This window comes from Aminobacter sp. GW821-FHT11F06, from assembly GCF_058808215.1.
Map to the genome: position 1 here is coordinate 232,736 of NZ_JBXARL010000002.1, position 22,039 is coordinate 254,774.

24 protein-coding genes and 1 pseudogene are annotated in these 22,039 nt (G+C 62.2%); 12 read left to right on the forward strand and 13 right to left on the reverse strand.

The window, feature by feature from the left end; all coding sequences use genetic code 11:
- Positions 1-17: 17 nt before the first annotated feature.
- Positions 18-851 carry a phenylalanine 4-monooxygenase gene (gene phhA, locus AC1RTB_RS05540; RefSeq protein ID WP_492875481.1) on the forward strand — a complete coding sequence of 278 codons (834 nt, stop codon included), beginning with the start codon at positions 18-20 and terminating at the stop codon, positions 849-851.
- A gap of 9 nt (positions 852-860) precedes the next feature.
- Here the strand turns inward: phhA and AC1RTB_RS05545 are convergent, their stop codons facing one another.
- From AC1RTB_RS05545 to AC1RTB_RS05555, 3 genes are all read right to left on the reverse strand, one after another.
- Positions 861-1,766, reverse strand: coding sequence for an EamA family transporter (locus AC1RTB_RS05545; RefSeq protein WP_492875482.1), 906 nt, complete (start codon positions 1,764-1,766; stop codon positions 861-863).
- A gap of 143 nt (positions 1,767-1,909) precedes the next feature.
- On the reverse strand, positions 1,910-3,418 hold the full coding sequence (locus AC1RTB_RS05550; RefSeq protein ID WP_492875483.1) for an MFS transporter: 1,509 nt from the start codon (positions 3,416-3,418) through the stop codon (positions 1,910-1,912).
- Between the two features lie 385 nt (positions 3,419-3,803).
- Positions 3,804-4,565 carry a GGDEF domain-containing protein gene (locus AC1RTB_RS05555; RefSeq protein WP_492875484.1) on the reverse strand — a complete coding sequence of 254 codons (762 nt, stop codon included), beginning with the start codon at positions 4,563-4,565 and terminating at the stop codon, positions 3,804-3,806.
- Positions 4,566-4,726: 161 nt separating this feature from the next.
- On the opposite strand from AC1RTB_RS05555, the gene AC1RTB_RS05560 reads away from it, so the two are divergent.
- Both AC1RTB_RS05560 and AC1RTB_RS05565 read left to right on the forward strand, forming a co-directional pair.
- Positions 4,727-5,437, forward strand: a complete 711-nt coding sequence (locus AC1RTB_RS05560) for a pyrimidine 5'-nucleotidase (protein ID WP_492875485.1) — start codon at positions 4,727-4,729, stop codon at positions 5,435-5,437.
- Positions 5,434-6,291: pseudogene (locus AC1RTB_RS05565) on the forward strand (DUF817 domain-containing protein); the annotation flags it as partial. The gene AC1RTB_RS05560 and the pseudogene AC1RTB_RS05565, both read left to right, overlap by 4 nt.
- Here the strand turns inward: AC1RTB_RS05565 and AC1RTB_RS05570 are convergent.
- Positions 6,292-7,131, reverse strand: a complete 840-nt coding sequence (locus AC1RTB_RS05570; RefSeq protein ID WP_492875487.1) for an LOG family protein — start codon at positions 7,129-7,131, stop codon at positions 6,292-6,294. It abuts the pseudogene before it with no gap.
- Between the two features lie 144 nt (positions 7,132-7,275).
- On the opposite strand from AC1RTB_RS05570, the gene dapD reads away from it, so the two are divergent.
- From dapD to AC1RTB_RS05590, 4 genes are all read left to right on the forward strand, one after another.
- Positions 7,276-8,130: a 2,3,4,5-tetrahydropyridine-2,6-dicarboxylate N-succinyltransferase gene (gene dapD / locus AC1RTB_RS05575; RefSeq protein ID WP_492875489.1), complete on the forward strand. Its 855-nt coding sequence runs from the start codon at positions 7,276-7,278 to the stop codon at positions 8,128-8,130.
- 77 nt (positions 8,131-8,207) lie between these two features.
- A complete protein-coding gene (locus AC1RTB_RS05580; RefSeq protein ID WP_492875491.1) occupies positions 8,208-8,579 on the forward strand; it encodes a DUF805 domain-containing protein in 372 nt (123 codons plus the stop codon).
- Positions 8,580-8,723: 144 nt separating this feature from the next.
- Positions 8,724-9,911 (forward strand): succinyl-diaminopimelate desuccinylase, encoded by a 1,188-nt coding sequence (gene dapE / locus AC1RTB_RS05585; RefSeq protein WP_492875493.1) that lies wholly within the window; start codon positions 8,724-8,726, stop codon positions 9,909-9,911.
- 12 nt (positions 9,912-9,923) lie between these two features.
- Complete coding sequence (locus AC1RTB_RS05590) at positions 9,924-10,520, forward strand: transporter (RefSeq protein WP_492875495.1); 597 nt, start codon at positions 9,924-9,926, stop codon at positions 10,518-10,520.
- Here the strand turns inward: AC1RTB_RS05590 and truA are convergent.
- The 5 genes from truA to def are packed head-to-tail and all read right to left on the reverse strand — an operon-like array spanning position 10,514 to position 13,472.
- Positions 10,514-11,257 carry a tRNA pseudouridine(38-40) synthase TruA gene (truA, locus tag AC1RTB_RS05595; protein WP_492875497.1) on the reverse strand — a complete coding sequence of 248 codons (744 nt, stop codon included), beginning with the start codon at positions 11,255-11,257 and terminating at the stop codon, positions 10,514-10,516. The genes AC1RTB_RS05590 and truA overlap by 7 nt on opposite strands.
- A gap of 17 nt (positions 11,258-11,274) precedes the next feature.
- Positions 11,275-11,784, reverse strand: a complete 510-nt coding sequence (locus AC1RTB_RS05600; protein ID WP_492875499.1) for a GNAT family N-acetyltransferase — start codon at positions 11,782-11,784, stop codon at positions 11,275-11,277.
- The gene (gene fmt, locus AC1RTB_RS05605; RefSeq protein ID WP_492875501.1) at positions 11,781-12,710 is read right to left on the reverse strand and encodes a methionyl-tRNA formyltransferase; all 930 of its coding nucleotides are present in this window, start codon (positions 12,708-12,710) and stop codon (positions 11,781-11,783) included. Before fmt ends, AC1RTB_RS05600 begins: the two co-directional genes overlap by 4 nt.
- On the reverse strand, positions 12,711-12,896 hold the full coding sequence (locus AC1RTB_RS05610) for a hypothetical protein (RefSeq protein WP_492875503.1): 186 nt from the start codon (positions 12,894-12,896) through the stop codon (positions 12,711-12,713).
- A 45-nt stretch (positions 12,897-12,941) separates the two neighbouring features.
- On the reverse strand, positions 12,942-13,472 hold the full coding sequence (def, locus tag AC1RTB_RS05615) for a peptide deformylase (RefSeq protein WP_492875505.1): 531 nt from the start codon (positions 13,470-13,472) through the stop codon (positions 12,942-12,944).
- Between the two features lie 103 nt (positions 13,473-13,575).
- Between def and AC1RTB_RS05620 the strand changes: the two genes are divergently transcribed.
- Positions 13,576-14,841, forward strand: a complete 1,266-nt coding sequence (locus AC1RTB_RS05620) for a DNA recombination protein RmuC (RefSeq protein ID WP_492875507.1) — start codon at positions 13,576-13,578, stop codon at positions 14,839-14,841.
- Positions 14,842-14,880: 39 nt separating this feature from the next.
- Here AC1RTB_RS05620 and AC1RTB_RS05625 read toward each other — a convergent pair whose 3' ends face one another.
- Together AC1RTB_RS05625 and AC1RTB_RS05630 are read right to left on the reverse strand one after the other, a co-directional pair.
- Positions 14,881-15,285 carry a GFA family protein gene (locus AC1RTB_RS05625; protein ID WP_492875509.1) on the reverse strand — a complete coding sequence of 135 codons (405 nt, stop codon included), beginning with the start codon at positions 15,283-15,285 and terminating at the stop codon, positions 14,881-14,883.
- 59 nt (positions 15,286-15,344) lie between these two features.
- Positions 15,345-16,301, reverse strand: coding sequence for a cation diffusion facilitator family transporter (locus AC1RTB_RS05630; RefSeq protein ID WP_492875511.1), 957 nt, complete (start codon positions 16,299-16,301; stop codon positions 15,345-15,347).
- Positions 16,302-16,456: 155 nt separating this feature from the next.
- Between AC1RTB_RS05630 and AC1RTB_RS05635 the strand changes: the two genes are divergently transcribed.
- On the forward strand, positions 16,457-16,582 hold the full coding sequence (locus tag AC1RTB_RS05635; RefSeq protein WP_492875513.1) for a hypothetical protein: 126 nt from the start codon (positions 16,457-16,459) through the stop codon (positions 16,580-16,582).
- A 159-nt stretch (positions 16,583-16,741) separates the two neighbouring features.
- A complete protein-coding gene (gene sugE / locus AC1RTB_RS05640; RefSeq protein WP_492875515.1) occupies positions 16,742-17,056 on the forward strand; it encodes a quaternary ammonium compound efflux SMR transporter SugE in 315 nt (104 codons plus the stop codon).
- 337 nt (positions 17,057-17,393) lie between these two features.
- Here the strand turns inward: sugE and AC1RTB_RS05645 are convergent, their stop codons facing one another.
- On the reverse strand, positions 17,394-17,822 hold the full coding sequence (locus AC1RTB_RS05645) for a DUF6481 family protein (RefSeq protein ID WP_476783345.1): 429 nt from the start codon (positions 17,820-17,822) through the stop codon (positions 17,394-17,396).
- A gap of 220 nt (positions 17,823-18,042) precedes the next feature.
- On the opposite strand from AC1RTB_RS05645, the gene AC1RTB_RS05650 reads away from it, so the two are divergent.
- Positions 18,043-19,089 (forward strand): LLM class flavin-dependent oxidoreductase, encoded by a 1,047-nt coding sequence (locus tag AC1RTB_RS05650; RefSeq protein ID WP_492875518.1) that lies wholly within the window; start codon positions 18,043-18,045, stop codon positions 19,087-19,089.
- Positions 19,090-19,282: 193 nt separating this feature from the next.
- Positions 19,283-20,284: an LLM class flavin-dependent oxidoreductase gene (locus AC1RTB_RS05655; RefSeq protein WP_492875520.1), complete on the forward strand. Its 1,002-nt coding sequence runs from the start codon at positions 19,283-19,285 to the stop codon at positions 20,282-20,284.
- Between the two features lie 366 nt (positions 20,285-20,650).
- On the opposite strand, the gene AC1RTB_RS05660 is transcribed toward AC1RTB_RS05655, so the two are convergent.
- Complete coding sequence (locus AC1RTB_RS05660; RefSeq protein ID WP_492875522.1) at positions 20,651-22,006, reverse strand: lytic murein transglycosylase; 1,356 nt, start codon at positions 22,004-22,006, stop codon at positions 20,651-20,653.
- Positions 22,007-22,039: the final 33 nt, after the last annotated feature.

Genomic DNA, 22,039 nt, shown 5'->3' on the forward strand with positions numbered 1-22,039 from the left:
CTGGGGAGGATCAGACCATGGGCATCAGCGTTCAGGATTATGCACGGGAATGTGCGGCCCAAGGGCTGCGTGGCGACTACACTGTCTGCCGCCCGGATTTTACCGTCGAGCAGAAATACCACTACAGCGCAGCCGAACAGGACGTGTGGCGCACGCTGTGTGACCGCCAGACCAAGCTGACGAAGCGGCTGGCGCACCGCTCCTATCTCGATGGCATGTCCGCCCTCGATCTCGTCGACAAGATTCCTGATTTCCACGAAGTCAGCGAGAAGCTGCGCAAGCTCAGCGGCTGGGAGATCGTGGCGGTGCCCGGCCTGATCCCGGCGCAGCCATTCTTCGACCATCTGGCCAACCGCCGCTTCCCCGTCACCAACTGGCTGCGCACGCGCGACGAGCTCGACTACATCGTCGAGCCCGACATGTTCCATGATTTCTTCGGCCATGTGCCGGTGCTGAGCCAGCCGGTTTTCGGCGACTTCATGCAGATGTATGGCGAAAAGGCCGGCGATCTCATCGCGCTTGGCGGCGACGAGATGATCACCCGGCTCTACTGGTACACGGCCGAATACGGCCTGATGCAGGAGTCCGGCCAGCCGCTCAAGGCATTCGGCGCGGGGCTGATGTCGTCCTTCACCGAGCTGCAGTTCGCGGTCGAGAGCGCTGACGCCCATCAGGTGCCGTTCGACATCGAGACGGTGATGCGCACGACCTACGAGATCGACAAGTTCCAGCGCGCCTATTTCGTGCTGCCGTCGTTCGACGTGCTCAGAGACGCGTTCCAGAAAACCGATCTGGCCGGCATCATCAAGCGCTGGAAGGGCGAGCCGCCACGCGATCCGGCGACAATCTAGTTTCTTGGGCTAACCAACGGCGAGCAGCACCAGGATACCGCCGACGATCAGCACGCAACCGGCGATCTCAAGCCGGTTGATGCGCTCGCGGAAGAAGAACACCGACGACGCGAAGGTGAACAGCATCTCGATCTGGGCGAGCGACTTGACGATCGCCGCCTGCTGCAGCGTCATCGCCATGAACCAGCCAAAAGAGGCCGAGGCCCCTACGAGGCCGGTGAACAATGCTGGCCGCCAGGCCTTGGCGATGCGGGGCAGTTCGTCGCGTTCCTGCCACAGAATCCAGACCAGCATCAGCACCGTCTGGAAGACGATGACCACGGCGAGGGTAACAGCCGCCTGCATCATGAAATTCGGCCCGCCAAGCGCCAATGACGCGGCGCGGTAGGCCACCGCCGAGATGCCGAAGCAGGTGCCCGAGGCGAGCCCGATCAGCGCATTGCGGCTGAGCACCGAGGTGACCAGCGTGCGCGCGTTGAGAGCGGTGTGCGCGACCGAAATCAGCATCACGCCGAACACGCTGATGGCGATGGCGGCTATCGCGCCCGCTGTCGCCCGTTCGCCAAGGAAAAGCAGGCCGAAAAGTGCCGCTTGCGCTGGCTCGGTGCGCGAATAGGCGGTGCCGACGGCGAAGTTGCGGAACGAAAACAGATGGATCAGCAGGAACGTCGCGGCGATCTGGGCGATGCCACCGAGCACGGCCCAGGCGAAGAAGGTCGCGTTGAGCGACGGCAGGCCATAGCCGACAACAAAATGCAGCACGCCGACGAAGGCAAGCGCGAATGGAACACCGAAACCGAAGCGCACGAAGGTGGCACCAGTGGTGCCCATCACGCCCTTGAGGTGCTTTTGCACCACCGACCGCAGATTCTGCAGGAAGGCGGCTGCGATGGTGATGGGTATCCACAATGTCATGATGGTTCAGTGTCAGCTGGGAACGACCGGAGCGGCCGCACTTGCGCGTCTACAGCATCGCCTTGAAAATCGGAATCGATTTTCGGCAAAGGGTTCAAAAGCACAGCGCGTCTGATTGGACGCGCCGTGCTCAAGGCTACAGTTCACATTTCCACGGGAAGCGGCGAGGCCTGCCGGTTGTCGACGCTTTGGCCCCGGCTGCCATGCGGTGCCGCCGGCTTCAGGAAATACACCATCGCTGCGACGAGCGCGAATGCCGCGATCTCGTAGATGAGTGCGTAATCCATGCCGGCGACAAAAGCGGCGTGCGAAAGCTCGCCCGCCCGCAGGCGCCCGTCCAGGGTCGAAAAAAAGATCTGCCCTGTGATGGCAATGCCAAGGGCGGCGCCGATCTGCTGGAAGGATTGCACAGCCCCCGACCCCGAGCCGGCATCGCGCGGCGGCACAGTCGACAGAACGGTCTGGAACAGCGAGGAGATGGCTATGCCCATGCCGAAGCCGCAAATCAGCAACGGCAAGACAAAGTGCCAATGATCGACGGCATCGCCGATGCCAGTGACGACGAAACGCAGCGACACCATGCCGATGCCCATGACCAGCGCACCGCCAACGATCCGCCGATGCGGCCAGCGGCTGCCCAGCCGCCCCGAAATAAGCGAAGCGATCAGCACGCCGATGGGAAACGGCACCGTGGTCAGGCCGGACTGCAATGGCGTCAGCCCGAAGCCGGTCTGCAGGAAGACGGCCAGGATCAAGAAGAAGCCCGCGACGCCTGAAAAGAACGTCATGACCATCGCCGACCCAAGCAGGAAATTGCCGTTGGTCATCAGGGCGACCGGCAGCAACTGGCTCTGCGCCCGCTTCTCCCTTGCCTTTTGATGCAGGAAGAAGCTGACCATCGCGACGACGGAGAGGCCGATCATCGCAAAGGTCCACAGCGGCCAGCCATAGGCATGCCCCTCGATAAGGGGAAACACCAGCAGGAAAACCGCGGCGCTGGCGATCAGGATGCCGACCGGGTCCTGCGTCAACTCGGGCCGGCCAGGCATATCGGGAATGAGCGCTCGGCCGGCAATCACGGCCAGAATGCCAACCGGGATGTTGACCAGGAAAATCGGCCGCCAGTCGAGGCCAAACAGGTCCGCACTGATCAGCATGCCCCCGGCAAGGGGGCCAGCGACCGAGGCAAGGCCCGCCGTCAAACCAAACAGGGAGAAGGCGAAACCGCGCTCCTGCGGCGGAAAGATCACCTGGGTGATCGCCAGGACCTGCGGCATCATCATAGCGCCTGCCAATCCTTGCAGCACGCGCGCGACGATCAATGTCGTCATGGTCGGCGCAAGCCCGCACAACGCCGAAAACACCGTGAAACTCGCAACGCCGATCAAAAACAGGCGCTTGCGGCCGACCACGTCGCCGAGCCTGCCAAACGGCAGCAGGCCGAGCGCGAAGGCCAGGACATAGGCTGCCACGACCCATTCGATCTGGCTGCTTGTCGCACCGAGTCCAGACTGGAGGCGCGGCAGCGCAACGTTGACGATTGTCACGTCGATCAGGTTCATGAACCCGGCCAGCAGCAGGATCGCCATCGCAATCCAACGCTTTGGATTGGCCTCCTCGGGCGTTGACGGCGAGCTATGGGAAAAAGTCATTTCCAATTCCTTTGACTTCGGAAGCCGACCCGGGATCGCCGCCCCAGCGCGTCCACGAGGCCAGCCAAACGATCAATGCTGCCGTTTGCCTTTAAGATTGCATCAATGCGATGCAGACAAATGTCGTTCCGCACGGCCCGATTTCGACAGGCCTGGCAAAATGTTTCACCAGTCAGGCGGCATCACCCGAGGCAACACATTCGATTTAGAGCGAATCGTTCAGCTTTCTAACCCCGAACCTACATTTCGCGCAGACACGATCGAAGTGAACAGCGATTTTCGTGCAGGAACTGCGTCGTGGACCGCCGCACCGGCGATCGCATAGCAAGGAGACGGCGGCAAATGCCACCGTCCAGAACAAGCGATGTTACAGATTCGAGCGCCGTTACGCCGCTTCGGAAATGCCGGTGTCGAAAATGGCGCGGTTGCGACCACGGCGCTTGGCCTCATAGAGGCGCTTGTCGGCGGCGCGCATCAGTTCCGAAACATTGGCTTCCGACGCGCAGTTGGTGCCGCCAATGCTGACGGTCAGAGGCACCGCGCGCTCGTCATTGGGCTGGAAGCGCAGCCGCTCCACTTCGCTGCGGATACGCTCGGCCACAAGCTTGGCCTCCTCCTCCGAAGCGCCAACCAGGTAAGCGCCGAACTCCTCGCCGCCGATGCGGCCGAGAATGTCGCCGCTGCGCACGCCACGCGTGATCGCCGCAGCGATCTGCAGCAAGGCCTGGTCGCCGGTCAGGTGGCCGAAGCTGTCGTTGATCTGCTTGAAATGGTCGGCGTCGATGATCAGCAGCGCGCCGCGATCGTTCTTGCGCCTGGAGCCGTCGAGCGCGGCAAAGAAATTCTCGCGGTTGAGCATGCCGGTCATCTCGTCGCGGCTGGCCTTTTCCGAAAGACGGCGATGGGCAGCCGCCAGCTGGGCGTGGGCCCGCGTCAGATCGGCATAAGCCAGCTTCAACTTTTCACGCTGCCAGAAGGTGTGAAAAGAAAAAGGGAAGGCAATCAAGACAGGACATAGCACCGGCAATAGGTAGGCGGCGGTGTCGATCGTGCCGCCCAGGAGCGGAATGATCGCCAACACAAGTGCCATCGTGATCACTATGGACAAAAGTGTGACGAAACCGGATTTGAGAAAGACACTTTTCATTTCAACTCCCTGCCGGCAGTTGGAATGCCAGCATCATCTGAAGGTCATCTTTCACCGGTAGTTAAAATTTGACCAACCCCGCCGAATTTGGCCATTGTCCAGTGGCATGCTGGCCTCATGCGGCGGCTTCCAAAATTCTCGAACCGTGCCATAAGGGCGTCATGACCGATATTCCCGATCCCGCCCGCTTCGATCACGTCACCGACTGGGTCTTCGACCTCGACAACACGCTGTATCCGCACCATTCGAACCTGTTTTCGCAGATCGATGTGAAGATGACCGGCTATGTCGCGGAGCTTCTGACGCTGTCACGCGAAGACGCGCGCAAGCTGCAGAAAGAGCTTTATCTGGAATACGGCACGACGCTGAACGGGCTGATGCATCGCCACAACATCAACCCGGATGACTTTCTCGAGCATGTGCACGACATCGACTATTCCTGGCTGGTGCCGGATCCGGTCCTGGGCGCTGCCATCCGACAGCTGCCGGGCCGCAAGTTCATCTTCACCAATGGCAATCGCAGCCATGCCGAGCGCACCGCACGCCAGCTCGGCATCCTCGATCACTTCTCCGACATCTTCGATATCGTTGCCGCTGGCCTGACGCCCAAGCCGGCGCGCCAGCCCTATGAGACGTTTGCCGCCCTGCACAAGGTGACGGGTGCCAATGCTGTGATGTTCGAGGATCTTGCCCGCAACCTTTCGGTGCCGAAGGCACTCGGCATGACCACTGTGCTGATCGTGCCGCGCAACTTCGAGCCGACCTTCTCGGAGATCTGGGAAAGCGACCCGACCCACGAAGACGACGTCGACTTCGTCACCGACGATCTCGCCACCTTCCTCACCACACTTGTCGAGGCCAACGCCGCTTGAGTCGTTTCACCTCCGTTGAGGCACGGATCGATGCGGCTGCCCATGCCGTGCTCGACCGCCTGCCCGCAGGTGGTATTTACGGTGCGCTGGTCGAGTTCCTGGTGTTCGGGCTGAAACAGGCCTGGGCCTGCCTGTTCGGCGGCGCCATGCTGGCGCTGATCATGGCAACCAAGCTGTGGTGGCCGCAAGATGCCGGGCTCGCGCGCTACGACTTCCTGTTCCTCTCGGCCGTCGCCATCCAACTGGCGATGCTGGCGCTCAGGCTGGAAAAGCCCTCCGAAGCCAAGGTCATCCTGATCTTTCACGTCGTCGGCACCGCGATGGAAATATTCAAGACCTCGGCCGGATCGTGGATCTATCCAGAGGAAAACTTCTTCCGCATTGCCGGCGTGCCGCTGTTTTCGGGCTTCATGTATGCGGCGGTCGGTTCTTACCTTGCCCGGGTCAGCCGCATCTTCGACATGCGCTACACGCACTACCCACCGCTATGGGCGACGGGTCTTCTGTGTGCGGCGATCTACGTCAATTTTTTCGCCCATCATTTCACTGTCGACATCCGCTACGGGCTGTTTGCGGCCACAGCGCTGCTCTACCTCAGAACCGTGGTGCACTACCGCGTCTTCCGCTTTCGCCATCGCATGCCACTGCTGCTCGGTTTCCTGCTGGTGGCGCTGTTCATCTGGCTTGCCGAAAACATCGGCACCTGGTCGCGCGCCTGGATCTATCCCGGCCAGCATGACGGCTGGACGCCGGTTTCCATCCAGAAACTCGGCGCATGGTATCTGCTGATGATCATTTCCTTCGTGCTGGTAACGCTGGTCCACCGGCCACGGCCGATGGACAGCAAAGCCAGCTCAAAGGCTGTAGAACTTGCTGATGATGTCCCAGGCCTCGTCGGCGGTGTCGACAAAGTCGATGATGTCCTGGTCACCCGGCGAGATCGTGCCCTGGTCGGCGAGGAAGTCGAGGTCGATCGCCCGCTTCCAGAATGACTTGCCAAACAGGATCACCGGCACGCGCTCCATGCGCCCTGTCTGGATCAGCGTCAGCGTCTCGAAAAACTCGTCCATCGTGCCGAAGCCGCCGGGAAACACGGCGACAGCCTTGGCGCGCATGACGAAGTGCATCTTGCGGATGGCGAAGTAGTGGAAGTTGAAGCACAGCTCAGGCGTCACATAGGGGTTGGGCGCCTGCTCGTGCGGCAACACGATGTTGAGCCCGATCGAGGGCGCGCCGACATCGTCGGCACCGCGGTTGCCAGCCTCCATCACGCCCGGACCACCGCCGGTGACCACGACGAATTCACGGTAGTAGGACGCTGCCGAATGCTGCGAGCACAGGCGGGCAAACTTGCGCGCTTCGTCGTAATAGCGGCTGTTGCCCTCGAGGTTCTTGCGCTGCGTCTCGTTCTTGGCAGCCCACGCCTCGCCGCCGGGCTCGGGAATGCGCGCGCCGCCAAACAGGATGACCGTCGAGCGGATGCCGCGCTCGGCCAGCACCATCTCGGTCTTGAGCAGTTCGAGCTGCAACCGGACGGGGCGCAGGTCGCGCTGGGTCATGAAGTCCGAGTCGTTCCAGGCAAGCCTGTAGGTCGCAGCGCGCGTCTGCGGCGTGTCGGGCACGCTCTTTGAACGCTCCAGGTCCTCGTCGGAGTGCGGCAGCGGCGTCCAGCCAGCCTTTTCCATAGGATTCATTTTCTGCTCGACCCCAAATTACCGTTGACCGCGACATTACGCGGCGCCACCGCGATTGACCCCTTCATAAGGCTGAAATAGGGTCCGCGCGATTTTATGCCAGCTTAGAAGCCTTAAGCTTAACGGCTCGTAACGGAGATGTTTATGTCGAAGCCCGATCTCGCCAGCCTCGAAAAGACCATCGACAAGGCGTTCGAGGAACGCGACGGCATCTCGACGTCGACCCGCGGCGAAGTCCGCGAAGCCATCGAGGCGGCGCTCGACCTGCTGGACAAAGGCACGGCGCGTGTCGCCGAGCGTCAGGACGACGGCAAATGGCAGGTCAATCAGTGGCTCAAAAAGGCTGTCCTGCTGTCCTTCCGCCTCAACCCGATGGAGCTGATTTCCGGTGCGCCGGGCGGTGCTTCATGGTGGGACAAGGTGCCGTCCAAGTTCGACGGCTGGGGCGCCATGGACTATGAGAAGGCCGGTTTCCGCGCCGTGCCTTCGGCGATCGTGCGCAAGTCGGCCTATGTCGCCCCGGGCGTGGTTTTGATGCCGTCCTTCGTCAATGTCGGCGCCTATGTCGATTCGGGCACCATGGTCGACACCTGGGCCTCGGTCGGCTCCTGCGCCCAGATCGGCAAGAACGTTCACCTGTCCGGCGGCGTCGGCATCGGCGGCGTGCTTGAGCCGATGCAGGCCGGCCCGACGATCATCGAAGACAACTGCTTCATCGGCGCGCGTTCGGAAGTCGTCGAGGGCTGCATCGTCCGCGAGGGCTCGGTGCTCGGCATGGGCGTGTTCATCGGCCAGTCGACCAAGATCGTCGACCGCGCCACCGGCGAAGTTTTCTACGGCGAAGTTCCGGCCAATTCGGTGGTTGTCGCGGGCTCCTTGCCAGGCAAGCCGTTGCCCAATGGCGAGCCTGGCCCGAACCTCTACTGTGCCGTCATCGTCAAGCGTGTCGATGCCAAGACCCGATCCAAGACCTCGATCAACGAACTGCTCAGAGACTGATCTTTCGGCAGAATTTCTCTTGGGCATTTGAACAGATCGCTCGAATGCCCGGCCAAAACAGAACGGACCAGACCCACTTGCCTGACAAATCCCAGCTTTTCTGGTTGTTCTTCCGATTTTCGGGCCGCGTGAATCGCGCGGTCTATTTGCTCGGTTTCCTGTTCATGCTGGTGGCGATGTCATTCCCGCTCTACCAGTTCATGCGCGTTCACCCCGAAAGCGGGGCCGCGCAAATCTGGTCGATGCTGTTCGGCCTGACCTTCCTGGTGTTTTTGTGGGCTCATATCGCCTTCAGCGTCAAACGCCTGCATGACATCGACAAGCCCGGCCTTTATGCGGTCGCCTTGTTCATCCCGGTGATCTCGATCTTTGCCTTCATCGCGCTGTGCTTTTTCCCAGGCACGCCAGGCCCGAATCAGTTTGGATACGAGACCAACGCGCCGCGATAGCGGCTGACAGCCAACTATTCGAAGCCCGAACGGTTGGCTGTGACGTCAAAATCCGCAGCGATGCTTTACTGAGCCTGGAATCGGCGTGCGCTGGAACAACCGAACGTCGTGACAGGACCGGGCGATTCGATTATCGCTGTGGCCATGAAGCTGCCCACAGATCCCGCCGAGAACCTTGCCGCCCTCATCCGTTGCCCGTCGGTCACGCCCGCCGAAGGCGGCGCTCTCACCGCGCTGGAAGCCATGCTGAAGCCGTTGGGTTTCGCGGTCGACCGCCCGACCTTCTCCGAGGACGGCACGCCCGACATCGAAAATCTCTATGCCCGCCGCTCGGGCAATGGGCCGCATCTGATGTTCGCCGGCCATACCGACGTGGTGCCGGTAGGCGACGAGGTGGCGTGGACACATCCGCCCTTTTCGGCGGCAATCGCCAATGGCGAGATGTATGGGCGCGGTGCTGTCGACATGAAGGGCGGCATCGCCTGCTTCATTGCCGCAGTCGCCCGCCACGTCGAGGCGCATGGCGGACCCAAGGGATCGGTTTCGCTGCTGATCACCGGCGACGAGGAAGGCCCCTCGGTCAACGGCACGGTCAAGCTGCTCGAATGGGCCGCGTCGCGCGGTGAAAAGTGGGATGCCTCGCTGGTCGGCGAGCCAACCAATCCCGACGCGCTCGGCGACATGATCAAGATCGGCCGGCGCGGTTCGCTGTCGGCCACGATCACCGTCAATGGCCGCCAGGGCCACGTCGCCTATCCGCATCTGGCCGACAATCCGGTGCGCGGACTGATGACACTGGTCGATGCGCTGCTCAACCCGGTCTTCGACAAGGGCACCAAGGATTTCCAGCCGTCCAATCTCGAAGTCACCACATTCGATGTCGGCAATGCCGCGACCAACGTCATTGCGGCCAAGGCGACGGCGACCTTCAACATCCGCTACAACGATACCTGGACCGACGAGACGTTGCAGGCGGAGATCCACAACCGCCTGGACAAGGCGAGCGGGCGGAAGAAATACCGGGCGGGGCGCAAGGAGCCTATCGAGTACGAACTCGTCTGGCGCGACCGGCCAAGTCATGTCTTCCTGACCCGCAACGACAAGCTGATCGACGCGCTGGCAGGCTCCATCAAGACGGTCACCGGCCGCCAGCCGAAGCTTTCGACCACCGGCGGCACATCAGATGCGCGCTTCATCAAGGACTATTGTCCGGTCGTCGAATTCGGGCTGGTGGGCAAGACCATGCACATGGTCGACGAGCGCGTGCCGCTTGCCGAACTGGAAATGCTGACACAGGTCTACCAGCAGTTCCTCGCAGACTGGTTCGGGTGACGAAGAGCCCTCATGTTGGCTACCAATGACATCGAGCAATATCTGTCGGGTGCCTGGCGGCTGATGCTGGGCAAGGCCGATGGCCTGCGCCAGCTCGATCTCAGCGCCGACGGCTTTTGGAATTCGTTCTTCGCCATCGCGATCGCCGCACCGGCGCTGATCGTCGGCTGGGTCGGGGTATCAGACGAGGTCGCGCTACATACAGTCACATTCGCCGGACGCTTCGGCATCGTCGTGCGGCTGGCGCTGGTCGACCTCGGCGCCTGGATATTGCCGCTGATCGCCTTTGCGCTGGTGGCCCCGCGCGCCGGCGTAGGCGACCGCTTCGTCCACTATGTGGTTGCCAGCAACTGGGCGTCCGCGATCATCGCCTGGCTGATGTTGCCGACGGCACTTTCGCGCATGCTGTTTCCCGCGGCGCAGAGCTTCACGACACTGCTGTCGCTGGCGCTGTTTACCCTGTCGATGGTGTTCACCTGGCGCATGACCAATGCCACGATCGGCAAAGGCGCCGCCGTCGGATCGGCGGTCTTTACCGCCATGTTCATGATGTCGCTGCTGGTACTGTTTTCGCTGCAGGCGATGTTCGGGATTTACGTGCCTCAGTAGTCCACACCAGACAGGTAGAGCCCGTCGGGCGGCGCCACCTGGCCGCAGGCAGCGCGATTGCGCGCATCGAGTGCTGCCTTGAGGTCGTCAGCGCTCCAGCCGCCCTCCCCGACCCGCTTCAGGCTGCCGACCATCGAGCGAACCTGGTTGTGCAGGAAAGAGCGCGCCGAGGTCTGGACCTCGATCATCTCGCCCGTTCGCGTCACGTCGAGCCGGTCGAGCGTCCGCAGCGGGCTGTTGGCCTGGCACTGGGTCGAGCGGAAGGTGGTGAAATCGTGCCGGCCGAGCAGAAGCTTGGCGGCCTCGGCCATCGCCTCATGGTCGAGGCGCTTGGGCACCCACCAGACCTTGCCGCGCTCAAGGGCAGCGGGCGCCCGGCGGTTGAGGATACGGTAGATGTAGTGCCGCCCTGTGGCCGAGAAACGCGCGTCGAAATCGTCCGGCACCTGTTGTGCCGCAAGCACCGCCACGGTTTCGCCGGCGGCCTGCAGATGCGCGTTGACGGCATCGCGCACCTTGTCATTGGCCCACGCCTTGGTGAGATCGGCGTGAGCCACCTGGGCCGTCGCATGCACGCCAGCGTCGGTGCGGCCTGCACCGCGCAACGAGATCTCGTCGCCACTGAATTTGAAGATGGCCTGCTCGATGGCCGCCTGCACCGTGTGCAGGCCGGCTTGCCGCTGCCAACCGGCATAGGCGCGACCGTCATACTCGATATCCAGGCGATAGCGCGGCATGTGCTACTCCGGCCGCTTTACGCGGCCAGAGCCGTACCGAAGGCCGAAGCGTAGACCAGCTTGCCGGTCTCGGGCGCGTCACCCCAAGCAAGCGCTTGCAGGGCGTCGCACTGATAGTCGCTTTCAAACTTCGCGGCACGCTCGTGTGTGTAGCCGAAGCGGCCGTAATAAGCCGGATCGCCAAGCACCACGGCCAGCGTCTCGCCGGCATCCTTGAGCCGGATATGGGCCTCGCGGATCAGCGCACCACCGATGCCGGTACCATGGAAATCAGGCTCGACCGCCAGCGGTGCAAGTGCCACCGCCGCAACGGTGCTGCCGCCATTCTGGACGTAGAGGCGCGAAAACAGGATGTGGCCAACCACGTCGCCATCTTCCTCGGCGACCAGTTCGACGATCACATCGCCTTCGGCAACCAGCGCATCGACCAGACCGGCTTCGGCATGCTGGCCGAAGGCATGCTCTTCAACGAGGCGGATCGCCTCACGGTCGCGCGGCGTTGCCGCCCGAATCGACATCATGCTCATGACAACTTCATTCCTTTTTCGATCTTGGCACCGCGCAGGAATTCATCCGCGGTGACGGGTTTTCCTCCCGCCCTTTGTACCTCGACCAAGCCAACGGCACCTTCGCCGCAGGCAATCTCCAACCGGTCGCTGAGAACCGTTCCCGGTTCTCCTTGTCCAGCGACACGTTGCGAGCGCAAAACTTTGAGGCGCTCGGTTCGTCCGCCGATTTCGCACCAGGCGCCGGGAAACGGCGACAGGCCACGGATATTGTTGTCGACCGCCGTCGCCGGCAAGGTCCAATCGATCCGCGTCTCCGCTTTATCGATTTTTTTGGCGTAGGTCACGCCTTCGCTGGCCTGGGGCACTGTTTCCAGCCTGCCCGCTTCGAGTTCCGCTAAGGCCTCTACCATGAGCGAGGCACCCATCGCCATCAGACGATCGTGCAACTCGCCAGCTGTCATGTCGGGTCCAATCGCGACTTTTTCAAGTCGCGCCACCGGCCCGGTGTCCAATCCTTCTTCCATCCGCATGACCATCATGCCGGTTTCTGAATCACCTGCCATGATGGCGCGCTGGATGGGAGCTGCCCCGCGCCAGCGTGGCAGAAGCGAGGCATGACCGTTGTAGCAGCCGAGACGGGTGCCTTCGAGAATGGCCTTGGGAAGCAGCAACCCGTATGCGACGACAACAGCGACATCGGCCTTGAGGGCGGCAAACGCGGCCTGCTCGGTTTCGCCTTTCAGCGACAGCGGCGTGCGCACTTCGATGCCCAGCCGCTCAGCCTCGCGCTGCACCGGTGATGGCGTCAGCTCCAACCCACGGCGGCCAGCGGCGCGCGGCGGCTGGCTATAGACCGCAACGACCTCATGGCCGGCCTCGGCTATTGCACGCAGCGTTGGCACGGAAAAGTCCGGCGTGCCCATGAAGATGACGCGAAGTGGCATCTATGTCCTTGTTTTGGAATGGGCAGACGCAGCGTCCGCGCTTTGAACTGCACGCCGTTCGACCAACAGCCCTAGCTCGATCAGCCTGATGGCCTCGTGTTCGATGTCCCGACCATTAAGGCGAGCTAGCTCTTCGATTTTTCGAAGCAGGTCGTCGTCAACATTTTCAATCAACAGGTCATCCATCGCGGGCGTCTCTCTTTCGCGTGAAACGGAAGCCCGGATTGATCGCTACCCCACCATGCGGCTCGGCGGGCGGTCCTTGGCGAGCTTCTTGAACTTCTTCATCACCATGTCGCGCTTGAGCTTGGAGATGTAGTCGATGAACAGCACGCCGTTCAGATGGTCGATCTCGTGCTGCAGGCAGGTGGCGAGCAGGCCGTCGGCGTCGACTTCCTGGAGCTTGCCGTTTTCGTCGAGATACTTCACCCGCACCGTCGCCGGGCGCTCGACCTCGGCGTAGTAATCGGGGATCGACAGGCAGCCTTCTTCGTAGACAGCGCGATCATCGCCGCTCATCACGATCTCCGGATTGATGACGATGCGCGGCGCTGGCTCCTCGCCTTCCTTGGCCAGATCGATCACCAGCATCCGGATCGGCTCGCCGACCTGGATCGCGGCCAGGCCTATGCCCGGCGCATCGTACATGGTGTCGAGCATGTCGCGCGCGAACTTGCGCACGCCATCGTCGATACGTTCGACCGGCTTGGAATGCTCGCGCAGGAGCGGATCGGGAAGAAGGATGAGCGGCTTGATCGTCATGCGCTTCAACTAAGATGTCGGAATAAAACCGTCAACCGGTCTGGTGCGGCGATGTTCCCGCTTTGATCTGACCTTGTGGGGCGAATCGGCTATGGTGCCGGCCATGAGCGAGCTTTCCAGCATTCTGTCCGCCCCGATCGCGCAGCTTGGCGCGACAACCATCACGCTCGGCCAGGCACTCGGATTTGGCGCGTTGCTGTTCGTCGTCCTGCTCGCCGTGCTGATGATCGCCCTGTGGCGCTCAGCCAAGGCACGCGCGATTGCCGCCGCCGAGGCCGCCGGCCATGCCCGCGACGCTGAAGCCCGCATGGCCGGCATCCTGCGGGCCCAGGCCGAGATGCAGGGACGTCTCGGTACGGTCGCCGACATCTTCGGTGCGCGCCAGGCGGAACTTACCCAATCGCTCGGCCAGCGCCTCGACGCGATGACCGGCCGCATCGGCCAGACCATGGCCGAGCAGACCAAGTCGACGCATGACAGCCTGGCCAAGCTGCAGGAGCGGCTGGCCGTCATCGACACCGCCCAGGGCAACATCCAGTCGCTTGCCGGCCAGGTCGTGCAGTTGCAGGCGATCCTGTCCAACAAGCAGACGCGCGGTGCCTTCGGCCAATCACGCATGGAGGCGATCGTCGCCGACGGATTGCCGCCTGGCGCCTACGAATTCCAGGCAACGTTGTCGAACAACAATCGGCCGGACTGCTTGGTCAAGATGCCGAACGGTGCGCCGTCACTGGTGATCGACGCCAAGTTCCCGCTCGAGGCATGGAACGCCATCCGCTCGGCAGCCGACGTCGAAGGTGCGGCGGAAGCACAAAAATATGCCGCCCAGGCTTTTCGGCGCGACCTTGAGGTGCACATCAAGGCGATCTCGGAAAAATACCTGATCGCTGGCGAGACGCAGGACACCGCCTTCATGTTCGTGCCGTCCGAATCGATCTTCGCCGAGATCCATGAGAATTTCGAATCACTGGTGCACCGCGCCCACCGCGCCCGCATTGTCATCGTCTCGCCGTCGCTGTTGATGCTGTCGATCCAGGTCATCCAGGCTATCCTCAAGGATGCCCGCATGCGCGAACAGGCCCACCTGATCCAAGGCGAGGTGATTCGCCTGATGGAGGATGTGGGCCGCCTCGACGAGCGTGTGCGCAAGCTGCAGACCCATTTCGGCCAGGCCAGCAAGGATATCGACGATATCCTTGTGTCGTCGTCCAAGGTCACCAAGCGCGGCGAAAAGATCGAGGCGCTGGAGTTCGGCGCCTCGCACCCCAGCGAGACCGACGAGGCCGCGAAACCGCAAGCACCAAATGCCCGCGTCGCCGATTCCAAGACCGGCCAGCTCAGGCTGCGCGTGGTCGAGGAAAGCGAGTAGCAAAAAAGCGCGCGGGCCCGGTCCTGTCGGACAGATGGCCTATGAGACCTTCTCTGCGGTCTCCATGCCCTCGAATTCGGGCAGCCAATGCAGGGCGGAGCGATGCCAAACCTGCCGGCGCGGAACGAGTTGTTCACGCTGGTCTGATGTTCCGGCCCTGAGACCATAGACCTTGGGCCCATCGCCGACCGAGGTTGCGAACAAATGTGAGCCACATTCGCCGCAGAACCCTTGTGCGCGCTTGTTGCCGCTGTCGCCTGTCTTCACATAGATCTTGGGCGTGCCCGAGAATGCGATGTTTTCTTCAGGCACCTGCACGGTGACGCGAAACGCGGTGCCGGTCAGTTTCTGGCAGTCGGTGCAATGACACATCGCCGTCCTTTCTGGATCGACGTCAGCCTTGTAGGTGATTGCGCCGCAGTGGCAGCCGCCCTGAATCCTCATGTCGTTTCTCCCTAAGTCGTTTGCGCAGTGCTAGCGAAACCACTGCCGGTTGTCAGGGGCTAATGGATGCTACCCTGTTCGATCTTTTTCCGCCGTTCCCGCCAGCGTCCTGACGTCTGCGGCTTGACGAACACCACTGTCACCTCGGGGATCTCTGCCTTGAGCTTCGCCTCCAGCCGCTCGACGCAGGTTTCGATCTCGGCAGCTGAAATGTGATCGACGAAATCGAGGCTGAGGCCGGCAACGATCTGCTCGGGGCCCATATGCACAGTCAGCACGCCGTTGGCGTTCTCGACCGCCGGATCGGCCTGGGCGATCGCGAGGATCGTCGCTTGCACATCCGGCAAGGCCGGTTCGCCCATCAACAGCCCCTTGCTCTCGCGGGCGAGGAACACAGCCGTTGCGCCCAGAATCAGGCTGATGCCGATGGAAGCGGCGCCATCGAGCCAGGGCTGGTCGAAATATTGCGCGGCTGAAATGCCGGCGAGCGCAATCACCAGGCCAAGCAGTGCCGCGCTGTCTTCGAACAGCACGGTATAGACGCTTGGGTCCTTGCTGCGGCGAACCGCCTGAATGTAGCCGAGATTGCCCTTGGAGCGGCGGAATTCCTTAAGCGCGACCAGCCACGAACCACCCTCGAACACCATGCACAGGCCGAGCACCGCATAGTTGATGAGCGGGTTTTGGATCGGCTCGGGATCGAGCATGTGGATGATGCCTTCATAGAAGGCGACGCCTGCGCCGAGCGCGAAGACCAGGAGTGCAACGATAAAGCTCCAGAAATAGAGCTCGCGGCCATGGCCAAACGGATGCATCTGGTCAGCCGGCTGGGCCGCGCGATGGAGCCCGTAGAGCAGCAACAGCCCGTTGCCGGTGTCGACCAGCGAGTGCACGCCTTCTGACAGCATCGCCGAACTGCCGGTGAAGAATGCCGCAACGAACTTGGTTGCGGCGATGAGCAGATTGCCCGCTATCGCCGCGAAGATCACAGCCTTCGAACCGGAATGTGCTGCCATGTCTGCCTCGCGTTGTTGGACTGTAGCGAGGACATTGACGCACTCAAGCATTTTCGCCTCGACGGCAAACTCGCTGTCGACGCCCTCAATACCCCTCTTGCAAGCGCGGCAAGTTCGCGTTTCACTTCGCTTCTCAGCAGCGGGAGAATCGAATCATGGCCAAGGGTGCGATGAAAGCCGGGAAAGAAGCCCGGAAGCCTAAAAAGGATGCCAAGAAGCCAGCGCCTGCGCCGGCATTCAAGGCGCCTCCGGTGCAGGCGATCAAGATCAAGGACAAGTAGTCCTTGTTTTCGGCTTGACGCCAATCAGCCACGCCCGGCCTCGGCCGGGCGCATGGTTGAACTCTTCTTCGAAAAAACCTATTTGACCGGTGCAAGGACGACCTTGCACTCCCTCAAAAAACCCGGCCGGGACGACCCGCCATCCCACTGGAGCGTTCCATGGCTTGGACTTACCTGTTTTTCGCCGGCTTGTTCGAAATCGGCTGGGCCATAGGCCTGAAGTATACGGAAGGCTTTTCGAAGCTGACGCCGACCGTCCTCACCGTAGCCTCGATGATCATCAGCCTTGGCCTGCTGGGCCTGGCCCTGAAGTCGCTGCCCCTCGGCACTGCCTATGCCATCTGGACCGGCATCGGCACGGTCGGCACCGCGATGCTTGGCATCTGGCTTTTCGGCGAGCCCGCGACGGCGATTCGCCTCGCCTGCATCGGCCTGATCGTGTCGGGCATCGTTGGCCTCAAGCTCGTCGCCTGATCAACAGCCAACCTTAAATGGCCTGCCCGAAACGGGCGGGCCTCATCATCACCCCGTTTTGAACCTGCGCAAGGTATTGCCCGAGAATCGACTTCGATTTCGGGGCATGTATTGGACGCGCGAAAGCAGCCCGCGACCGGGGCTTGGCAATACCCCCGGTCGCGAACCGCTTAGCAATGAGAATTTGCGCAATCGACCTAGAGCGCCCTGCGTCCGAACGGACACACAAAGGACACTCCAACACTTTGCTTTTGCACATTTATGCGAACGCCCAAGTGTTTCCACCTGGCTGCACATGCGCCAGCCACTCAGCCGATGCGTCGGATATGTCGCGCGATCAGCCGAAGTTGGCTGAAGGCGGCATCCGCTTGCCACGCGACTTGCGCGCTGCGTAACGCGCGTCACGCTTGGCCTTGCGCTCGGCCTCGTCGGAAAGCACGCGGCTGATACGGTCGGCCTCTTCGGCCTCGCGTGCCTTGGCCTCTGCTTGCGCTGCCTCTTCGGCGGCCAGACGTTCAGCTTCGGCCTGGGCTTCGCGCTCGGCCCTTTCAACGGCTTCGCGAGCCAGGCGTTCCTGCCTCAGCTTTTCCTTTTCGGCTTCGCGGATGGCGCGAGCCTCAAGGATGGCCTTGCGTTCGGCCTGGCGTGCCAGAACTTCTGGATCGTCAGCTGCCGGGCGTGCCTTGTACTTTTCGAGGAGAGCCTTCTTTGCGTCATTAGCGGCATTACGCCGCTCGAAGACGTCTTTTTCCCTGTAGATTGCCAATTTGATTTCCCTGGAGTCACTTCTCGCCGTTTACATACGCGCGCGAAGGCAGAGTTCAAGCGCCAAAAAGGCATGTCTCCCATGAAATCGCCTGATGTTGCCGATGGGAAACGCTCTTTGGGCGCCAATCTCGATATGGATTGTTCACTAGACCGCATCTGGCGGCTTCGTGGAGCGATAGCTACGTGTAGCACGAATAATAGCGATAGGACCAGCGATCATGGAACTTGGCCTCTATACTTTTGCAGACGTTAGTCCTGAGCCGGGCCAAGGTGCCATCGGACCGCATCGGCGGCTGCGCAATCTCATCGAAGAAATCGAGCTGGCCGACCAGGTCGGACTCGATGTATTCGGCCTCGGGGAACATCACCGCCCCGATTATGCCGCCTCCGCACCTGTCGTTGCCCTTGCAGCCGCGGCCGAGCGCACCAAGCGAATCAGGCTGACAAGTGCCGTCACCGTGTTGTCGTCGGACGACCCGGTGCGCGTGTTCCAGCAGTTCGCGACGCTCGACCAGCTCTCCGGCGGCCGCGCCGAGATCATGGCCGGTCGCGGTTCGTTCATCGAATCGTTTCCGCTGTTTGGCTATAATCTCGAGGATTACGATGAGCTGTTCGCCGAAAAGCTCGATCTGCTGCTGGCGCTGCGCGACAGCGAGCGCGTGACCTGGTCGGGCACCCATCGCGCGCCGATCAATGACCGTGGCGTCTATCCCCGCCCTTATCAGGAGATGCTGCCGATCTGGATCGCCATCGGCGGCACGCCGCAATCGGCCGCACGAGCCGGCGTGCTCGGCCTGCCCTTGGCACTCGCCATCATTGGTGGCGAGCCAGCGCGATTCGCTCCCCTGTTCGACCTCTATCGCGAGGCGGCGCGGCGCGGCGGCCAGGACCCGGCCAAGCTTGCCACCAGCATCAATGTACATGGTTTCGTCGGCAAGACGACCGAACAGGCGGCCGACGATTTCTACGGGCCACAAGCCGAGGTGATGAACCGCATAGGCCGCGAGCGCGGCTGGGGCCCGACATCCAGGGCGCATTTCGACCAATCGCGCTCACCGCAAGGCGCGCTGTTTGTCGGCAACCCGGAAGTGGTGGCCGAAAAGATCGTGGCACAGCACAAGCTGTTCAAAAACGACCGCTTCATGCTGCAGATGGCGATCGGCATCATGCCGCACGACAAGATCATGAAAGCGATCGAGCTCTACGGCACCAAGGTCGCGCCACTAGTGCGCAAGGAACTGGGCATGGTCGCGCCGGCTGGCTGAGGTATTGGCGCGCCGTGCGTCCACTTGGACGTAAAGCGCTCCAAGTCTTTGAATCTGCGCATCGTGCTTTACGAAAGCCGTTCCCGGCTTTCGGGAGCACCGGCATCTGGACCAAACTAAATTGCCATGGCGGGTTTGTTCGCGCCAAAACCTCTTCCTATATCCGGCGGGTCCCAACCGCCGGAGCTGCCCCATGACCACCCTGTCCGTGCTCGATCTGTCACCGGTCACCGAAGGCAGCACTGCCGGCCAGTCGCTGCGGAACACGCTCGACCTCGCTCGCCACGCCGAGAGGCTGGGTTTCCACCGCTACTGGCTGGCCGAACACCACAACATGGCGGGCATCGCCAGTGCCGCGACCTCGGTGGTCATCGCCCATGTCGCGGCCGGCACCAGCACCATCCGCGTCGGTGCGGGCGGCATCATGTTGCCCAATCACGCGCCACTGGTGATCGCCGAGCAGTTCGGTACGCTGGCAGCGCTCCATCCGGGTCGCATCGATCTCGGCATCGGCCGCGCGCCCGGCACCGACATGCTGACCACGCGTGCGCTGCGCCGTAATCTCGAAGCCGGCGTCGACAATTTCCCGCAGGATGTGGTCGAGCTGATGGGCTATTTCGAGCCGGCGACACCGGAGCAGCGCATTCGCGCTGTGCCCGGCGAGGGCGAGCATGTCGAGGTCTGGGTGCTCGGCTCCAGCCTCTATGGCGCCCAGCTCGCGGCCATGCTTGGCCTGCCCTACGCATTCGCCTCGCATTTCGCTCCGGCCGAGCTCGACCATGCGCTCGAAATCTACCGCTCGCGCTTCCAGCCCTCGGAGCGTCTGGCAAAACCCTATGTCATGGCTGGCATCAATGTCGTTGCCGCCGACAGCGACGCGGAAGCAAAGCTTTTGTTCACCTCGGTGCAGCAGGCCTTCGTCAATCTGCGCAGCGGCCGACCCGGCAAGCTGCCAGCACCTGTCGAAGGCTACGAGCGCGAACTCGACCCCGTCGCACGCCAGATGCTGTCGCAGACGCTCGCCTGCGCGGTCGTCGGTTCGCCTGAAACGGTCAGGCGCGGCGTCGAAGCCTTTATCGCACGCACCGGTGCCGACGAGCTGATGGTGACGGCGCAGGTCTTCGATCACACCGCACGCAAGCGCTCATACGAGATTTTGGCGGAAGTGCACCAGGAGATGAAGGCGGTGGGGTAGCCCTCCCCTAGTGGGTGGATTGGCGCGCCGAGCGCCAATCCTGGACCGCTCTGTCTTAGTTGATGTTGCGGCATGGATTCCCGACACTCTCCGCTCGTTTCACTCGCTCACGAGGTCGGGAATGACGGATTGCAGGGAGGCTACCACCAATCTTCACCGTTGGCGATTTGCGTTAGCGGCAAGCATCAGTGAGTAGCTGGGACGACAAATGAGCCCGTCATTCCCGACCTCGTGAGCGAGTGAAACGAGCGGAGAGTGTCGGGAATCCATGCCGTGCCCCAGAGTGAAGTCAGCGACGGCCCAGAAACCGGTGCCATGCCGGAGCAACGGCCCGGCGCTCACGGTGCCTCGGCGAATGGGGAAACACTACCGCATCGCCTCGACCACCGACTTGTCCGGAAAGCACGTCGCGGCGCGGCCGTTCTTGGCCTGCCAGTCGCCGATCGAACGGCGGGTCTTGAAGCCGGGAAGGCCGTCGGCACCGCCGACATCGTAGCCGAGCTTTTCCAGTCCACGCTGCATGTCGGCGACGTCCGAACGGTAGAGCCCGTCGACCTTGCCCCAACCGCGGGCGAAACGCTTGTCGCCTGAAGCAATGCGGTCGGCGCCATGGCCGATGAACAGCGCGTAGACGTCGCTCTCGTTATATTCCTTGAGCACGTAGAAATTGGGCGTGACGATGAAGGCCGGGCCGTTGCGCCCCGCCGGCACCATCAGGAACCCTTCGCCACGGGTTTCGTTGGCCGGAAACGGCTTGCCGCCGACACGGGTGATGCCCATCGCCGCCCAATCGGCAATCTTCTTGCCTTTGTCAGGGCCTTCCAGCGCGCAGGTGACATTGTCGGGGACGGAAACCTCGAAACCCCACCCGCGCCCCTTCACCCAGCCATAATGGACGAGATAGTTGGCGATCGAAGCCAGCGTGTCGGGTGTCGAGTTCCAGATGTCGGCGCGGCCGTCGCCGTCGAAATCGACGGCATGCTGAAGAAACGACGTCGGCAGGAATTGCGGCTGGCCGAGCGCGCCGGCCCAGGACGAGCGCATGTCCTTGCGGCTGACCATGCCGCGCTCGACCATTTCGAGCCCGGCCAAAAGCTCCTTGCGGAACATGTCCTTGCGGGTCGCCAAAAACGCCTTGGTGCCCAGCACCTCGAAAGCATCATAAGGCATCTTGGCGGCGCCAAAACCGGATTCGCGGCCCCAGATGGCCAGCACCACACCGCCCGGCACACCGAACCGTTTTTCGATCGCGGCCAGGGTTTTGGCGTTCGCACTGGCGCGCGTGCGGCCACCTGCGGTGACAGCACCGAGGGTCTTTTCGGCAAAATAATTGCCCGGCGAGCCAAATTCGGCCTGATGCTGTTTCTTCGGCGTCTTGGGCTTTTCGCCCGGCAAAACGAGGTCGGGCAGCTTGAGATTGGGTGAAACGCCCTGAAAAGCCGCGTCGAAAGTGGCCTTGGAAATGCCCTTGGCCTTGGCTTCCGGCCACAGGTCCCTGGCGAGCCAGGCCTGGAACTGACCGTCGATCTTTGCTGCGGAGGCGGGGGCGGCGAATGCTGATGCAAGCGAGACAGCAAGCAGAATCGATTTGAAGAAAGGCGCTTTACGTTGCCCCCCTCTGTCCTGCCGGACATCTCCCCCACAAGGGGGGAGATTGGCAGCGGCTATGCTGCAGCTCTTCCACCAGCGAGCAAGATTGGCGAAGGCCGGCGTGAAGGCCAATCTCCCCCCTTGTGGGGGAGATGTCCGGCAGGA

Coding starts and splice junctions, on each gene's coding strand:
- AC1RTB_RS05550 (WP_492875483.1), bottom strand. CDS start 3,418: ATGACTTTTTCCCATAGCTCGCCGTCAACGCCCGAGGAGGCCAATCCA.
- dapD (WP_492875489.1), top strand. CDS start 7,276: ATGTCGAAGCCCGATCTCGCCAGCCTCGAAAAGACCATCGACAAGGCG.
- AC1RTB_RS05620 (WP_492875507.1), top strand. CDS start 13,576: ATGAGCGAGCTTTCCAGCATTCTGTCCGCCCCGATCGCGCAGCTTGGC.
- fmt (WP_492875501.1), bottom strand. CDS start 12,710: ATGCCACTTCGCGTCATCTTCATGGGCACGCCGGACTTTTCCGTGCCA.
- AC1RTB_RS05570 (WP_492875487.1), bottom strand. CDS start 7,131: ATGAATCCTATGGAAAAGGCTGGCTGGACGCCGCTGCCGCACTCCGAC.
- AC1RTB_RS05655 (WP_492875520.1), top strand. CDS start 19,283: ATGACCACCCTGTCCGTGCTCGATCTGTCACCGGTCACCGAAGGCAGC.
- AC1RTB_RS05610 (WP_492875503.1), bottom strand. CDS start 12,896: ATGGATGACCTGTTGATTGAAAATGTTGACGACGACCTGCTTCGAAAA.
- truA (WP_492875497.1), bottom strand. CDS start 11,257: ATGCCGCGCTATCGCCTGGATATCGAGTATGACGGTCGCGCCTATGCC.
- phhA (WP_492875481.1), top strand. CDS start 18: ATGGGCATCAGCGTTCAGGATTATGCACGGGAATGTGCGGCCCAAGGG.
- def (WP_492875505.1), bottom strand. CDS start 13,472: ATGACGATCAAGCCGCTCATCCTTCTTCCCGATCCGCTCCTGCGCGAG.
- AC1RTB_RS05555 (WP_492875484.1), bottom strand. CDS start 4,565: ATGAAAAGTGTCTTTCTCAAATCCGGTTTCGTCACACTTTTGTCCATA.
- AC1RTB_RS05600 (WP_492875499.1), bottom strand. CDS start 11,784: ATGAGCATGATGTCGATTCGGGCGGCAACGCCGCGCGACCGTGAGGCG.
- dapE (WP_492875493.1), top strand. CDS start 8,724: ATGAAGCTGCCCACAGATCCCGCCGAGAACCTTGCCGCCCTCATCCGT.
- AC1RTB_RS05560 (WP_492875485.1), top strand. CDS start 4,727: ATGACCGATATTCCCGATCCCGCCCGCTTCGATCACGTCACCGACTGG.
- AC1RTB_RS05625 (WP_492875509.1), bottom strand. CDS start 15,285: ATGAGGATTCAGGGCGGCTGCCACTGCGGCGCAATCACCTACAAGGCT.
- AC1RTB_RS05545 (WP_492875482.1), bottom strand. CDS start 1,766: ATGACATTGTGGATACCCATCACCATCGCAGCCGCCTTCCTGCAGAAT.
- AC1RTB_RS05590 (WP_492875495.1), top strand. CDS start 9,924: ATGTTGGCTACCAATGACATCGAGCAATATCTGTCGGGTGCCTGGCGG.
- AC1RTB_RS05650 (WP_492875518.1), top strand. CDS start 18,043: ATGGAACTTGGCCTCTATACTTTTGCAGACGTTAGTCCTGAGCCGGGC.
- sugE (WP_492875515.1), top strand. CDS start 16,742: ATGGCTTGGACTTACCTGTTTTTCGCCGGCTTGTTCGAAATCGGCTGG.
- AC1RTB_RS05630 (WP_492875511.1), bottom strand. CDS start 16,301: ATGGCAGCACATTCCGGTTCGAAGGCTGTGATCTTCGCGGCGATAGCG.
- AC1RTB_RS05635 (WP_492875513.1), top strand. CDS start 16,457: ATGGCCAAGGGTGCGATGAAAGCCGGGAAAGAAGCCCGGAAGCCTAAA.